This window comes from Pseudomonas sp. NPDC089401 (genome assembly GCF_044749485.1).
GTDB lineage: Bacteria > Pseudomonadota > Gammaproteobacteria > Pseudomonadales > Pseudomonadaceae > Aquipseudomonas.
On record NZ_JBIVIA010000007.1, the window covers coordinates 93,835 to 108,880 of the forward strand.

Sequence of the window (15,046 nt, forward strand, 5' to 3'; positions counted from 1 at the left end):
GTCCGCCGACAACATGCGCCTGGTGGCCGCCAGGCTGAGCGCCGGTCACACACTGACGCTCGACAGCGGTGCCGACCTCGACATCGTTGCCGGTATCGACAGCCGGCACAGCAAGGAGCTACGCCGCTATGGCAAGTTTCACTGGTCCGAAAAGCCCGCCCCTCCTCCGTCACCTGCCGACGTGAACTACCACATTGTCATTCGCGCCCGTGAGCACCTGACCACCACGGCGGTCGCCAGCGAACTCGCAGCACCATCGGTAAGCCTGAAGAGCGCGGCCAACCTGCACCTCAGGGGGGCCCGCGTCCAGGCAAGCGCTGGCGATATCGAGCTGCAGGCCCGGCAGATCCACCTTGGCGCCGCGCGCAACGATCAGCAGTCGTCCGTCGACAGCACCCGCATCAGTGGCACCCGGTCGCATGGCAAGCATCAGGCCCGGGTGGCGACCGAGTACCACAGCCAGGTGCAACGCAGCACCCTGCTGGCCAGCGGCAACCTGCAACTGAGCGCTGAACGGCTGATCACCGAGGCCACGCGGCTTGGCGCGGGCGAAAAGCTCACCCTGAACGTGGCCGGCATCGACAACCGCGCCGCGCTGAACCTCCACGAATGGGACGAACAGCGCAGCGAATGGCGTGACAACCTGGATATCAGCCTGGAAACGCGAGACCTGGCGCGGGCGATCGTGCCCCTGGTACCGGCCTCGCCCAAGATGCCCATGGCGGCAGCCCACGAAGGTGAAGGCATGCCCCTTGAACATCACGAGCGTCCAGAAAACCCACTTCGCACGCGCGCCCAGGTTGGCGGAATGTCAAAAGCGAAGGCTGGGATCAAACCCGGCAGCACCGCTGGCCCGGGCAACCTGGCCCCTACCCTGTACCGCCGGCCCCATGACCACGCCCCGCGCCTCGACAGCGATGCAAGCACAGACCAGGGTGTGCCTGATACCAGCACTTACCACTTGACCTCCTTCTGCCCAGACAATGCCTGGGGGCCAAGCCACTGCGCACCACGCAGCAACGCCGTGACCTCGGCATCGGGCTTTACCTCGAGCGTCACCGAGGCCCGCCGCGCCAGCAGATCGGCCTCCAGCTTCGCTTCATGTTGCCACGGCTGCAGCAACTGCGCGTGCAAGCGCCAGCCATCCCGGCACGCCACTTCCACCCACCCCTGGCCCAACCCCAGCGCCCAGGGTTCACTCAAGGCCAGGCCCGTGACCGTGACGCGCCCGTCGCTGGCCTGGCACTGGCGACCTGCGCCTTGCAGCCGCAACGTCCCCTGCCATTGCCCGCTCAGGCGATAGCCTGTCGCCACCGTGACCTGCTGGCCCAGCGCCGCCGCCTCGACCTGCCAGCGCCACGGCCAGCCCTGGGCGTGTACCTGCCAACCCTGGCCCTGAAAGCCAAGCCGGCCATCGAAGCGCAGAGGCCACGGCTGCACCCGCCAACTCAGCGGCCCGACCGGCCCCAGTTGCCGGGCCTGGCCTTGCCACAGGCTGCCGCTGACATCGTGCAGCGGCAGGCCGGCAGCGCGCGCGACCCAGGCAGCCGGCAGTTCCACCAGCAAGGTCAGGATGAACACCAGGGCATACCACAGCAGCCCGTGACGGCTCATGGCCGCACCACCAGCTCGAAACGCAGGCCTTTGGCATCCTGTTCCAACCCCCATTGCTCGGCTTGCGCGCCCTCCACCCGCAAGCTCTGTAACCAGCCCTGCAGCACCCGCTCATCCGCCACCTGGCCGCGCAGTTGCCAGCTGCTGCCTTGCGCCTCGACCTCGGCCAGCTCGATACGCCGTGCCTGTGCCGACTGGCGCAGGCGCTCCAGGCTCATCGGCGTGCCGCGCTGAAGCGTCGCTGCCTGCATGGCCAGGCCTTGCCACTGGCTGAGCGCGCGCCATTGCGCCAGGCCCTCACGCACGCCCAGCAGCGCCAGCAGCAGGCCGATCAGGCAGCCCGCCAGCGGCATCCGCTGACGCTGTATCCAGTCGCGGTTCATGTCGCTGCTCCCAGGTCGAACACCACCTGCCCGCCTTGCCCCTGCACGGTGGCCCCGACGGCGCTGGCCATCTCGCTCCACGGCGGCGCGCTGCCCTCACCTTCCAGGCGCAAGTGCCAGCGCTGACCGTCGAAGCGCACCGCTTGCAGGCGCCAGCCTGGGTGTTCGCGCAACCAGGCCTGCAGGCGTGCCTGCAGGTCGTCCAGCTGCCGCTCGCGCAACTGCTGCTGCAACGCGCCTTCGCGCAGGCGCTTGAGCACCTGGGCTGCGTGCCGTGGGCTGGGCTGCTCGCCGGTCAGCGCCAACACCTGCGCGCGCCAGGTCTGTAGCTGGCGCCATTGCTGGCTCAACCACAACCCACCCCACGCGGTGGCCAGCACCAGGCAGGCTGCGATCAGGCGTTGCTGCTGGCGTGACGGGGCGGGCAGCGCACGTACCTGGCGAGGGCGTTCGAACAGGCTCGGCAGGCCGTCGAGGGGTGTCAACGCTGGCGGCCAGGCCCCCGCGTGGAGCACCTTGCGCAACCCTGCCCACGGTTGCCGTGGCAACTCGCCCAAGCCATCCGGCCATGCCAGCCAATGGGCCTGGCCATCCTCGCCAAGCCCCTGGTGCAGCGAGAGGCCGGGCGAACGCTGCCATGCCCAGGCAGTGCCCGGCTCCGGCGTCGGCAACAACTGAAACTCGGCCCAGCAACGTTCTGCCGTCAGCCCCCATTGCGCCAGTTGCCCACGCCAGCCCTCGACAAGCGCCCGCGTCACCGCCAACAGCCGCAGCTGCCCGGCCTGACGCGAAAGGCAGGCGCACAGGACCTCGTCCGGGTTCTGCAGCAGACGGTCCTCGAGCAGCAATGGCCACTCTTCGCGCTTGAGCCCGGGCGGGGCCGGCAGCTGGAACTGGCTGCAGGCCTCACCGGGCACGATCAACGCCACCCGCGCCTGGACGTTCGCCGGTGGCTCGCCCCGCCCTTCACGCCTCGGCTGGCCCTGTTCGACCAGCAGCCACTCCCAGATTTCACCGGGGCGCAGCAACAGCCAGGGCCGGGGCCGGGCACGTCGTCGCCAGTCAGGCTTCATGAGCGCCCCCACGGGAGCATGAACGTGCAGACATAGGGTGCTCCATCACGCTGCAGTTGCAGGCGCACGCCACGGCCGGGGTGCGCGGGTTGATCGGAGGGCCAGGGCAGCCAGCGGCCACCCTGGTGGTAAAGGATGTCGAGGCTGCTGACACCGGTCAGTTGCTCGCGCAGCACCCAGCGTGGTGCGCCAGCGGCATACAGGTCGGCCGAGCTTTCCAGCAGCAGGCGCTGTTCGCGGGCGTCGAAGCGCAGGCGCTGGCGTTGCAGGCGCGAGCCGCCCTCGGCCTCGGGCAGGGCTGCGGCCGCCACCCAGAGCAATTGCTGGCGGTCGGGCTGCCAGTCGAGCCAGCGGCTGGCCAGGGGCAGCCGCTGTTCGTGAATGCGCCGCAGCACCGGGCTGTCGAAACGCCGTTCAAGCGCCAGGCAGAACTCCAGCACGCGGGTCTCCTGGGTCGGCGCCTGGAGCCGCTCGCGCACCTTGAGCCAGCCGTTGACCAGGGCGGCGAGCATGACCCCGAGCAGCGCGGTCAGCGCCATGGCCACCATCAGTTCGATCAGCGTCAGCCCTGCCTGGCGCCGCTTCATGGGCGCTCCAGAAAAAGCGTGTACTGGCCCAGCGGCAAGCGCTGGTCGCGGTCGGCGAACAACAGCAACTCGCCGCGGCGCAGCTCGCGCACACCGGTGCGGCGCAGTTGCAGCTGCCAGTGACAGGCCTGTCCGCCCTGGCTGAGCACGCCCTCGGCCTGGTTGCTCGCCGGCCAGTACTGCTCGACGGCAAAACGCGCCTGCAACTCGCGCGCGCACAGCACGCCCAGGCGGTGCTGCTGCACACTGGCCTGCACCGCCAGCCGTTGGCGCAGGACCTGGCTGGTGATCACCGCCAGCACGGCGGCAATCGCCAGGGCCACGGTCACCTCCAGCAGGGTGAAGCCTTGCTGCCGACGCCTCATGGGGCGTTGGCCACATGCAGCTGGCCGTCACGCCCCCAGTCCCAGCGCTGGCTGCCATCGGCCCAACGCCAATGCACGCTGCCGGGTTGTGCCCAGCCGTGGGGCGTGAACAGCAGGTGCGGCCGGGTGCTGGTCGGCCAGTCCGGTCGCAGGCCCTTGGGCCACTCGCCCAGGGCCACCGGCTCGACCAGCCAACCTTCGCCGTCACGGCGCACGAACTCCGGCCGCTGGCCGTTCCAGCGCAACCCGCGCAACTGCCCGGCATGCCGGGCCAGGGCGGCCTGGCTGCGGGTTTCCACGGCCAGGCGCTGCAACGCCTGGTCGACGCTGGCCTTGCCGCTGTCCAGCCAGGCTACCGCCAGCCCGCTCATCAGCCCGGCGATCGCCAGCACCACCAGCAGTTCGAGCAGGCTGAAGCCTGCCTGGCCGCGCATGGCTCACAGCGCCCAGTTGCCCAGGTCGGCATCCTGGCCTTCGCCGCCGGGCACGCCATCGGCGCCCAGCGAATACACGTCGACCCGGCCATGCTCGCCCGGCATGCGGTACTGGTACGGCGTGCCCCACGGGTCTTGCGGCAGGCGGCGCACGTAGCCGTCGCTGCGCCAGGCCCGCGGCAGCGGCTCCTGGGCCGGCTTCTTCACCAGCGCGGCCAGGCCCTGCTCGTTGCTGGGGAAGCGCAGGTTGTCCAGGCGGTACATGTCCAGCGCCTGTTCCAGGGTGGCCAGGTCGGCCATCACTTTCTGCTTCATGGCCTTGTCCTGGTTGCCCAGCACGCTGGGGGCGACCACGGCGATCAGCAGGCCGATGATGAAGATCACCACCATGATTTCCATGAGGGTGAAGCCGCGCTGGCGGTTGCGTCGATGCTGCATGGGGATACTCCTTGTCATCTACAGTTGCAGGCCCTGGTTGAGTTGCATGATCGGCAGCAGCACCGCCAGCACGATGAACAGCACCACGGCGCCCATCACCAGGATCATCAGGGGTTCGAAAAGCGCCATGGCGGTGTCGACCTGGCGGGCAAAGCCGCGCTCCTGGTCGTCGGCCACCCGTTCGAGCATGTCGGCCAGGGTGCCGCTGGCCTCGCCGCTGCCGACCATGTTCACCAGCAGTGGCGGGAACTGCTGGCTTGCGTCCAGCGCGCGGTGCAGGCTGGTGCCACCCTGCACCTGCTGGCGGACCTGCTCCATGGCCAGGCGGATGCGCCGGTTGCCGACGGTTTCGGTGGCCACCTGCAGCGCTTCGAGCAGGGCCACGCCACTGCCGCTGAGGATTGCCAGGCTGCGCGCCAGGCGGGCGCTTTCCAGCACCTGCAGCAACACGCCGATGCGCGGCAGGCGCAGCAGCAGTTCGTCGCGACGCAGGCACCAATGGGGCTGGCGCAGCAGCCAGCCCGCGAGCACGCCAAGGGCGACCGCCAGCGCCAGCAACCAGGGGCCGGCGTGCACCAGGCCCTGGCTGATGCCGATCAGCAGCGAAGTGATCAAGGGCAGGCTCTGCCCGGCATGGGCGAACTGCTCGGTGAGCTTGGGCACGACGAAGGTCATCAGGCCGACCACCACCGCCAGCGACACGCCCATCAGCACGCAGGGGTAGATCAGCGCGGTGCGCGCCTTGTGCTGCTGGCGCTGCACCTGCTCCAGGTGATCGGCCAGGCGGGTCAGCACCTGGGCCAGGCGCCCGGAGCGCTCGCCGGCCTCGACCAACGCGCAGTACAGGCCGGTGAAAGGCGCACCCTGGCGCGCCAGGCTGCGGGCCAGGCCCAGGCCTTCGGCGAGCGAGCCGCGCAGGGCCACCAGCACCCCGTGCAGGGCCGGTTCGCGCAGTTGCCGTTCGAGGGTGGCCAGGGCATCGACCAGGGGGATGCCGGCAGCGGTCAGGGTCGCCAACTGACGGGTCAGCTCGCACAACTGGGCACGGCTCAGCCGCTGGCGACGCGGTTGCCGGCTGCTCGCCTCGACCCGCTGCAACTGGCGCGGGAACAGGCCCTGCTCGCGCAACAGCTGGCGCGCATGGCGTTCGCTGTCGGCCTGCAGGCTGGCCTTGTGGCGCTTGCCGGCGAGGTCGACGGCCTGGTAGCGAAAGGTCGGCATCGGTCAGCCCTGTACCACGCGCAGCACTTCGGCCAGGCTGGTTTCGCCGCGCGCCAGGCAGTCGCTGGCCATCGCCACCAGGCTCTGCCGGCGCCCGGCCAGGTAATCGTCCATGGCCCGTTCGCTGGCGCCGTCGTAGAGCAGGCCGATCAGGCCGGCGTCCAGCTCGATGAATTCGTACAGGCCCAGGCGCCCGACATAGCCGCTGCCCTGGCACTGCTCGCAGCCCACCGCGTGGTAGCTGCTGCCCAGCGCCGCGAGCTCCGGCCACAGGGCTCGCTCGGCCGCTTGCAGCGGCTGGGCCAGCGCGCAGCTGCACAGCCGGCGCACCAGGCGCTGGGCCAGCACACCGCGCAGGCACGAGGCGATCAGGAACGGTTCGATGCCCATGTCGCGCAGGCGGGTCACCGCGCCCACCGCACTGTTGGTGTGCAGGGTCGACAGCACCAGGTGGCCGGTGAGGCTGGCCTGCACGGCGATCTGCGCGGTCTCCTGGTCGCGGATCTCGCCGAGCATGATCACGTCCGGGTCCTGGCGCAGGATGGCGCGCAGGCCGGTGGCGAAGGTCAACCCGGCACGTGGGTTGATGGCGGTCTGGCCGATGCCGGCGATGGCGTATTCGACCGGGTCCTCGACGGTGAGGATGTTGCGGCTGCCATCATTGAGGCTGTTGAGGCTGGCATACAGCGTGGTGGTCTTGCCCGAGCCGGTCGGGCCGGTGGCCAGTACGATGCCGTTGGGCCGTGCCAGGCAATTGCGCAGACCTTGCAGGGCGGGGCCGGGCATGCCGAGGTTGGCCAGCGCCAGCAGGCTGGCCTGCTTGTCGAGCACACGCATCACCACCCGCTCGCCGTGGATGCCAGGCAAGGTCGAGACCCGCACGTCCACTTCGCGCCCCGCCGCGCGCAAGGTGATGCGGCCATCCTGGGGCTGGCGCTTTTCGGCGATGTCCAGGCGCGCCATGACCTTGATCCGCGACACCAGCATCGCCGACAGCGCCCGCGGCGGGCGCAGCACTTCGCGCAGGTGGCCATCGACCCGCAGGCGCACCACCAGGCTCTGCTCGAAGGTCTCGATGTGGATGTCCGAGGCACGCAGGCGCAGGGCCTGGCCGAACAGGCCGTTGATCAGGCGGATCACCGGGGCTTCGTCGTCGCTTTCCAGCAAGTCTTCGATGCGCGGCATTTCGCTCATCAGGCTGGCCAGGTCGACCTGCTCGCCGATGCCTTCGATCAGCGCTTCGGTGGCGGCGCCGCCGGCCTGGTAGAGCTGGCCGAGGCGCTCGTCGAAAGCGCCGGGCTCGAGGTACTGCAGCGATGCGGGGCGGCCGTGCACACGCAGCAGTTCCTGCAACTGGACGCTGTCGGCATCGTCGCGCAACCACAGCTGCCAGCCCTGCTCGGCAGGTGCCATGGCCAGGCCGGTCTGGCGCGCCAGGCGATAAGGCAGCATCACCAGTTACCACCTTCGAGGCGCGCGCGGCTGGACGGGAACGCTTGCAGCAACGCGCCGCCTTCGGCCAGGTCGGGCAGTTCGAGCGGCGTGGTCTGCTGCAACGTACGGTACTTGTCCTCGCTCAGGCCCGCCAGGCTCGGCCCATCACGCAGGATGCGCGGGCGGATGAACACCATCAGGTTCTGCTTGGTGTTCTTGCTGGCGTCGGAGCGGAACAGCCGGCCGAGCACGGGAATGTCGCCGAGCAACGGCACGCGCTGGTCGCTGGTGCTCAGCTCGTCGCTGATCAGGCCGCCGAGGATCACCAGGCCGTTGTCCTCGACCATGACCTTGGTCTTGATCTCGCGCTTGTTGGTGATCACGTCGCTGGCGGCGCTGGAATCGGCGATCGACGAGACTTCCTGGACGATGTCCAGGCGCACGCTGTTGTCGATGTTGATCTGCGGCTTGATGCGCAGCTTGACCCCGACTTCCTTGCGCTCGATGGTCTGGTAGGGGTTGGCGTTGTTCTGGGTGACCGAGCCTGTGACGAACGGCACTTCCTGGCCGACCAGGATCGACGCCTCGGCGTTGTCCAGGGTCAGCAGGGTCGGCGTGGACAGCAGGTTGAAGCCGCTCTTGCCCTTGAGCGCGTTGACCAGCATGGCGAAGTTGAAACCGCCGCCGAAATGGCCGATGCCGGCCGTGGCGCCGGTGGTGGCCGACAGCAGGTCGCCGAGGGCTTGGTTGTCGCCACTGGCGGCGGCGCCGGCGATATTGGCGATGTTCACCCCGTTGCTGCCGAAATTGACGATGCCGGCGCCGAACTTCTCGTCGGCGAACAGCCACTGCACGCCCAGCTCCTGGGCGCGGCTGTCGGATACCTCGGCGATGATCGCCTCGACCACCACCTGGGCGCGGCGGATGTCCAGCTGTTCGACGATGGAGCGGTAGGCGGCCAGCTCGCTGTCGGGGCCGACCATGACCACGGCATTGGTGCCCTCCTCGTATTCCAGGCGGATGCCGGAATCGCTGGCGGCGGCCATCACCGGCTTGTCCTTGCCCTCGCCCTCGCCGCCACCGCCGGTGGGCACCGCGCCTTCCTGGCTGAGGCCGCGCAGCACCTTGACCACCTCGGCGGCGTTGGCATGGCGCAGGTACATGACCTGGGTATTGCTGCTGCGCGAATTGTCGCTGGGGCGGTCGAGCTGGCCCAGCAGCGCCCGCACCCGGTCGGTGCTGCCACGCACCAGCAAGGCATTGCTGCGCGGGTCGGCCACCACCTGGGTGGCGTCGGCGCCCTGCTCGCGGCCCAGCAGCTTGCTCAGCAACTGGGCGGTGTCGGCCGCACTGGCGTGGCGCAGCGGCATCACCTGCAACGGCTCGTCGCTGACCTGGTCGAGCTGGCGCAACAGGCTGTCGATGCGCTCCAGGTTGCTGCGCCAGTCGGTGACCACCAGCAGGTTGGCCGCCGGGTACGGGGTGATCACGCCGACCCGCGGGTCGATCAAGGGTTTGAGGATGCCGAGCATCTGCTCGCTGGCGGCATTGCGCACATTGAACACCCGGGTGGCCATGCCGTCGCTGCTGTCGTGCTTCTTGCCGGCAGACTCGACCGGCACCGGTTCAAGGCGCGCGGCCTGGTCGGGGACGATCTTCACGCTGCCGTTGGGCAAGTCCACGGCGGCATAGCCCTGGGCACGCAGCTGGGCGAGAAAGATGTCGTAGATCGCATCGGCGTCATGCCGGTCGACGGTGCGCACGGTGACCTTGCCGCTGACCCGGGGGTCGACGATGAAGGTGGTGCCGGTGATGCGCGACACGCTGTCGATGAACTCGCCCAGCTCGGTGTCGACGAAATTCACCTCGTACAGCGGCGTGCCGTTGTCGTCGAAGGTTTCCGGCTCTTGCGCCCAGGCCGTGGACAACACCAGGCACAGGGCGGCAGCCGCGAGGTATCTGACAGGCATCGTTCATCCTTGGCGCTTGAAGCCGGTCACGGCGGGGCGTGGCGGCCAGGGCAGGCGTTCGCGCCGCCCCTGGTTGTCGAAAATCAGGCCATCGGCATCGATGTCCTGCAACACGATCCCCGGTGCCAGGCGCTGGCCACGGCCCAGGGTGCGCACCTGCTGGCCGTAGCGCAGCACCACCACGCTGGCCGACAGCGGTTGCGCCTTGAGGCCACCGAGGTACTGCAAGGGCAGGCGCGTGAGGCGGATGGCGCCGTCATCGGCGGCGGGCTGCCAGTGACCGACCAGCAGCCCGGGCAACGGCGTGTTCGCGACCGCTGCCGGGCTGGCCGGTTGCGGCTGGCGGCTCACTTGCAGCACGCACTGGGCGGCCAGCCAGCCGGCCAGGGTCAGCAGGCTGCCGCTGACGATCCGCGCGCCCAGGCTCATGAAGCCACCTGGCGCGGATGCCAGCCGGGATGGCCCTGCACGTAACGCACGTCGGGGACGGCAAGGGACGCCAGTTGCCAATCGGCACGCTGGCCTGCCAGCCAACCCTCGACCCGCTGCCACAGGGGCTCGCCGGCCTGGGCCTGGAACTGCAGGCCGAAGGTGCGGCACATGCCCTGCACCGGCTCCAGGCCAGTGACGCGCTTGCCTTGCGGGCTGTAGCTGACTTGCCAGGCCTGGCCCTGCCAGCGCGGCAGGTCCTGGCTGTTGTCGAGCAGCAGCGGGTCACCGAACAACTGCTCGGCGGCGTTCTCGAGCACCTGCTCGACTTGTCGCGCCGGGGCTTCGACCACCGGGGCCGGGTAACTGCCTGTGAGGCTGATCAGGTGCTCGCGGGTAATCGCTTCGCCTGCGGCCAGCGGGTAGTCGTAGCGCAGGCCCGGCAGCAGCACCGGGATGTTGCCGTCATCGGCCAGGGCCTGGTGCAGCAGGCGGTCCCAACTGCCGCCACGGGTGTCGCGGCGCCACAGGGCCTGGGGCGCGCGCGCCAGTGGTTGGTCGAGCCAGGCGGCATGGCCGGCGCGTTGCTGGCGCAGTTCGCCTTGCAGCTGGCTGGCACGCCGTTGCGCGGCAGCCGTGAGCTGTTGCTCGAAGGCCGGGAAGAACTGCCCATCGAATTGCCACTGGCCGGCCACCTGCTGGCAGCGCAGGCGAAACGCACCGCTGCCGCGGCAACCGGCGAACAGCACCGGCACGCGGCGGCCACTGGCCTGGGTGGCCTGCACGGGGGCCGGCCACAGGTCCTGGCCACGGGCGCAGAGCAGCACGTCGATCGCGCCGACCCGCTCGGCCAGCCACAGGCCCGGCCCGGTGCCGACATCGGCCAGCGCCACCACCAGGTCGGCCTTGCGCCGGGCCTCTTCGAAGCTTGGCAGCAGCGACTGGTACCACTGCTTCAGTGAAGCCTTCTGGTCCTGGGCGTAGGGGTCGGTGATACCGACCACGGCGATACGTGCGCCGCCTCGCTCGAACACCTTGAAGGGCTCCAGGCCAAAGCTTCTGCGCTGCTCTTCGGGCAGGCCGGCGCCGAGCGTGACGGCTGCCGATTGCTGGTACAGGCCAACGCTGCGCTGCGGCCACAACACCCGCTCATCGCTGCTCACCCGCGCCTCGCTACCGAGCAGCTGGCTGCCCTGCAGCCCGCTTTCGCCCTGGGTCAGGTAGGCCAGGCCGCTGCCGTTCCAGCCCTGGCCGTTTTCCAGGGTCAGGCTGTTGCCCGCACCAGCCTCGCCACGCAGCTGCTCGAGCAATGCTCCCAGCACCGCATAGCCGCCCAGGCGGACGTCGGCGGCCTGGTTGGCATCGAGCAAAGGCGCCAGCCGCGGGTGCGCGAGGCTGGCACTGCTGCCGGTCATCCACGGCGCGCGGCCCAGGTGGCTGACCGGGCCCAGGCGAGTGGCCGGGACCACGGGCAGGCCGGGCTGGCGGGCATCGAGGGTGTCGGCGACGTACAGCAGGTCGACGTGGGCATGGTTGCCGCCACCCGGCAATGCGGAACAGGCGCCGAGCAACGGCGCCAGCGCACCGACACCCATCCAGCTGATCACTTCGCGCCTGTGCACACTGCTCGCCATCGGGCCGGCCATCCTTAATCCGAGTTCACGTAGGGCCCCGGATGTTGCGGCGTTGGCATGACAGTTTGATGGCAGAAATCCGACAGCTATTCCAAATCGGTCTGTCTTAGTTTGAAATGAGAACTTACAGTTTTAAAAACCCATTAATATTTCTGCCAATGAATCATCACAGTTGTTCCCTACAGTCGCGGTTTCTTTTCACTCAGCCACTATAAGGACACCTGATGAGTCGAGAATCCGGCGACAACCTGGACCGCAACCACAGCGGCAACCTGCCGATGGCCACCGTCATGGACGCTTACCTGAGCCGCCGCAGCGTGATGCGCGGCAGCCTGGGCGCCGCCATCGCCATGATCGCCGGTACCGGCCTGAGCGGCTGCTTCGACAGTGGCGGCGGTTCCGATGACGACCCGGTTACCCAGCCACCGGTCACCGAACCGCCGGTGACCGAACCCGAGCCAGAGCCGAAAATGGCCCTGGGCTTCCAGTCCATCCCCGGCTCGCGCACCGATGCCTGCGTCGTCGCCGCCGGCTACAGCGCCTTCGTGCTGGCGCCCTGGGGCACGCCGATCAACAGCAACGGCAACCCGTGGAAATCGGACGGCAGCAACACTTCCACCGACCAGGCCAACGCCATGGGCATGCACCATGACGGCATGCATTTCTTCCCAATCAATGGCAGCTCCGAAGACGGCCTGCTGGCGATCAACTTCGAGTACATCGACACCGCTGCCCTGCACCCGAACGGCCCGACCAGCGACGCCAGCGGCAACCGCCCGGCCGAGGAAGTGCGCAAGGAAATCAACGGCCATGGTGCCGGCGTGGTGCGCCTGCAGAAGGTCAACGGCCGCTGGCAGGTGATCGACAACGATCCGCTCAACCGCCGCTTCACCACCGCCTCGCGCATGGAACTGACCGGCCCGCTGCGTGGCACCGACCACGTCAAGACCAAGTACTCCAGCGCCGGCACCCACTGCCGCGGCACCAACAACAACTGCGGCAACGGCTACACCCCGTGGGGCACCTACCTGACCTGCGAGGAGAACTGGCCGGGCATCTTCGTCAACAAGGGTACCCGCCCGGAAGACCAGCGCCGCATCGGCGTGGGCACCTCCAGCGGCCAGTACAAGTGGGAAACCGCCGCCGGTGACAGCAGCGAGGTGAACGATGAGTTCGCCCGCTTCGACGTGACCGTCAAGGGCGCCAGCGCCACCGACGACTACCGCAACGAGGCCAGCACATACGGCTACATCGTCGAGATCGACCCGTACAACGCCAGCACCCTGGCCACCAAGCGCACCGCCCTCGGTCGCTTCCGCCACGAAGGCTGCTGCCCGGGCCTGCCGGTGGCCGGCAAGCCGCTGGTCTGGTACATGGGCGACGACTCCAACAACGAATACCTGTACAAGTGGGTCTCCAGCGCCGTGTGGGACGCCGCCGACGCCACCACGGCCGACCGCCTGGCCACCGGCGCCAAGTACCTGGACCAGGGCAGGTTGTACGTGGCCCGCTTCAATGCCGATGGCAGCGGTGTATGGCTGCTGCTCGACGTCGCCACCGCCACCACTGCCGGCAGCACCCTGGGCGCGCTGTACGGTGACCTGCCGGGCATCATCCTCAATACCCGCGGCGCTGCCGATGCCCTGGGCGCCACGCCGATGGACCGCCCGGAATGGACCGCGGTCAACCCGCTCAATGGCGATGTCTACCTGACCCTGACCAACAACAGCGCGCGCACCGCCGCCAAGGTCGACGCGGCCAACCCGCGTGGCCCGAACCGTCACGGCCACATCATCCGCTGGCACGACAGCGACGACCAGCTGAGCTTCACCTGGGACATCTTCGTGTTCGGCGCCAACGCCGCCGGCACCGCCGACATCAACCGCTCGGGCCTGACCGAACTGAACCAGTTCGCCAGCCCCGACGGCATGAGCTTCGATAGCCGCGGGGTGTTGTGGTTCGAGACCGACAACGGCGAGACCAGCGTCACCGACTACACCAACGACCAGCTGCTGGCGGTGATCCCGACCGACCTGGTGGATGCCAGTGGCAAGCAGGTGCCGATCAATGCCCAGAACCAGGTGGACCTGCGCCGCTTCTTCGTCGGGCCGAACGGGTGCGAGGTGACGGGTATCACCTTCACCCCGGACAACAAGACGCTGTTCGTCAACATCCAGCATCCGGAGAACTGGCCGAACACCGACAAGGCCACCGATGCGACCCCGGCCGGGGCCACGGTACGGCCGCGCTCGTCGACGGTGGTGATCCAGCGCGATGATGGCGGGGAGATCGGCACCGTCTGATTGCATACCGGGCAGTCGGCCTTGTGCTGGCTGTACCGGCCCTTTCGCGGGCAAGCCCGCTCCCACAGGGATGGCACAGGTTTCGAATGCTGCGCAATACCTGTGGGAGCGGGCTTGCCCGCGAAAGGGCCGGCACAGGCTTACCAAGCCATCGGCTGCCTACTCCTGACCCTCACCTGCTGCGCCGGCACCCGCGCATGCCACTGCACCACCCCCAGCGCCTCCACCTGGAACTCGCTGCGCATCACCCTGCCCTGTTCCTCGAACGACAGCTGCAACCGATAATGGCCGCTGTTGAGCAACAACCCCTCGCTCAAGCGCTCGAACGTCTCGTCATCCACCGCCCCCAGCGCCTGGCGCAACGCCGCGGCATCCGCATACCCGGACGCCGGCCGCCCGCTGACGATGCGGCTGAGCAGCGCGCGCGGATAGCGCCCTTCGTACAAGGCATCGAGCAATGGCAGATGCTCCGGCCCCAGGGCATTGGCATTCAGCCGCCAACCGGTGGTCTGCGGTAGCGCGCACAACATCGGGTAGCGGCGTTGCCGGCCGGCGTCGGGCTCCAGCAACAGGTTAAGCTCGCTGCTGTCGAGCATCGGCTCGTTGGCCGCCAGCCGGGGTGGGTGCTGGCGCAGGTACTGATTGCTTTCGGCGCCCTGCAGGCGGGCATCGCTGTCGGCATCCAGCCAGTCGGCAAGGGCGTCGACCAGTTGCTCGGCGGCCATGTCGTCACCCAGCAGACGCCGCAACTGCCGTTCGGCACGCTGGCCATCGGCACCCAGCAGCGCATTGACGTTGAAGCAGGTGTGCTGGTCGCGCACCCGCAACTGCGCCTGCCCGGCACCGAAGTCGTAGTTCAGCGGCTGCCCGCGCATGGCTTGCCAGAACAGCGGGCTCAGGCGCCAGGCCGGGTCGCGCAGCGCCTGTTCGGCATAGGCCAGGCCGGCCTGCTCCATGGCCCGCACCTGCACGCGCTGACGCAACAGCTGCACCTCGTCCACCTGGCGTCGGCCATCCTCCACCAGCCAGGCCATGCCAGCGGCCAGCAGCGCCAGCACCACCATCACCATCAGCAGCGCCGCGCCGCGTTGTCGCTTGCCCGCCATTCCCCGGCCACCTTTCCCGTCGCTTAAAACGCCAGTCAACACCTGGGTTGTTGCA

14 protein-coding genes are annotated in these 15,046 nt (G+C 68.9%); 1 reads left to right on the plus strand and 13 read right to left on the minus strand.

What is annotated here, in order from left to right; all coding sequences use genetic code 11:
• Positions 1-954 precede the first annotated feature (954 nt).
• The 12 genes from gspN to ACIP21_RS17135 are packed head-to-tail and all read right to left on the minus strand — an operon-like array spanning position 955 to position 11,582.
• Positions 955-1,668 carry a type II secretion system protein N gene (gene gspN, locus ACIP21_RS17080; RefSeq protein WP_400689714.1) on the minus strand — a complete coding sequence of 238 codons (714 nt, stop codon included), beginning with the start codon at positions 1,666-1,668 and terminating at the stop codon, positions 955-957.
• On the minus strand, positions 1,611-1,997 hold the full coding sequence (gspM, locus tag ACIP21_RS17085) for a type II secretion system protein GspM (RefSeq protein ID WP_400689716.1): 387 nt from the start codon (positions 1,995-1,997) through the stop codon (positions 1,611-1,613). The genes gspN and gspM overlap by 58 nt, the downstream gene beginning before the upstream one ends.
• Positions 1,994-3,070 carry a GspL/Epsl periplasmic domain-containing protein gene (locus ACIP21_RS17090; RefSeq protein WP_400689719.1) on the minus strand — a complete coding sequence of 359 codons (1,077 nt, stop codon included), beginning with the start codon at positions 3,068-3,070 and terminating at the stop codon, positions 1,994-1,996. The genes gspM and ACIP21_RS17090 overlap by 4 nt, the downstream gene beginning before the upstream one ends.
• Positions 3,067-3,657 (minus strand): type II secretion system protein J, encoded by a 591-nt coding sequence (locus ACIP21_RS17095; protein WP_400689722.1) that lies wholly within the window; start codon positions 3,655-3,657, stop codon positions 3,067-3,069. The genes ACIP21_RS17090 and ACIP21_RS17095 overlap by 4 nt, the downstream gene beginning before the upstream one ends.
• Positions 3,654-4,022 carry a type II secretion system protein GspI gene (locus tag ACIP21_RS17100; protein WP_400689725.1) on the minus strand — a complete coding sequence of 123 codons (369 nt, stop codon included), beginning with the start codon at positions 4,020-4,022 and terminating at the stop codon, positions 3,654-3,656. Before ACIP21_RS17100 ends, ACIP21_RS17095 begins: the two co-directional genes overlap by 4 nt.
• Positions 4,019-4,456, minus strand: a complete 438-nt coding sequence (gene gspH, locus ACIP21_RS17105; protein ID WP_400689727.1) for a type II secretion system minor pseudopilin GspH — start codon at positions 4,454-4,456, stop codon at positions 4,019-4,021. The genes ACIP21_RS17100 and gspH overlap by 4 nt, the downstream gene beginning before the upstream one ends.
• Positions 4,457-4,459: 3 nt before the next feature.
• Positions 4,460-4,894 (minus strand): type II secretion system major pseudopilin GspG, encoded by a 435-nt coding sequence (gspG, locus tag ACIP21_RS17110; RefSeq protein ID WP_400689730.1) that lies wholly within the window; start codon positions 4,892-4,894, stop codon positions 4,460-4,462.
• 18 nt (positions 4,895-4,912) lie between these two features.
• A complete protein-coding gene (gspF, locus tag ACIP21_RS17115) occupies positions 4,913-6,115 on the minus strand; it encodes a type II secretion system inner membrane protein GspF (protein ID WP_400689733.1) in 1,203 nt (400 codons plus the stop codon).
• A 3-nt stretch (positions 6,116-6,118) separates the two neighbouring features.
• Entirely contained in the window at positions 6,119-7,567 is a 1,449-nt protein-coding gene (locus tag ACIP21_RS17120) for a GspE/PulE family protein (protein WP_400690223.1), read from the minus strand.
• Positions 7,567-9,519, minus strand: a complete 1,953-nt coding sequence (gspD, locus tag ACIP21_RS17125; RefSeq protein WP_400689736.1) for a type II secretion system secretin GspD — start codon at positions 9,517-9,519, stop codon at positions 7,567-7,569. The genes ACIP21_RS17120 and gspD overlap by 1 nt, the downstream gene beginning before the upstream one ends.
• Positions 9,520-9,522: 3 nt before the next feature.
• Positions 9,523-9,948 carry a pilus assembly protein PilZ gene (locus ACIP21_RS17130; RefSeq protein WP_400689739.1) on the minus strand — a complete coding sequence of 142 codons (426 nt, stop codon included), beginning with the start codon at positions 9,946-9,948 and terminating at the stop codon, positions 9,523-9,525.
• On the minus strand, positions 9,945-11,582 hold the full coding sequence (locus ACIP21_RS17135) for a lipoprotein UxpA (RefSeq protein WP_400689741.1): 1,638 nt from the start codon (positions 11,580-11,582) through the stop codon (positions 9,945-9,947). Before ACIP21_RS17135 ends, ACIP21_RS17130 begins: the two co-directional genes overlap by 4 nt.
• A 224-nt stretch (positions 11,583-11,806) precedes the next feature.
• Here ACIP21_RS17135 and ACIP21_RS17140 point away from each other — a divergent pair, with 224 nt between their 5' ends.
• Complete coding sequence (locus ACIP21_RS17140) at positions 11,807-13,885, plus strand: PhoX family protein (RefSeq protein ID WP_400689744.1); 2,079 nt, start codon at positions 11,807-11,809, stop codon at positions 13,883-13,885.
• A gap of 140 nt (positions 13,886-14,025) precedes the next feature.
• On the opposite strand, the gene gspK is transcribed toward ACIP21_RS17140, so the two are convergent.
• Positions 14,026-14,991 carry a type II secretion system minor pseudopilin GspK gene (gspK, locus tag ACIP21_RS17145; protein WP_400689747.1) on the minus strand — a complete coding sequence of 322 codons (966 nt, stop codon included), beginning with the start codon at positions 14,989-14,991 and terminating at the stop codon, positions 14,026-14,028.
• Between the last annotated feature and the right edge of the window lie 55 nt (positions 14,992-15,046).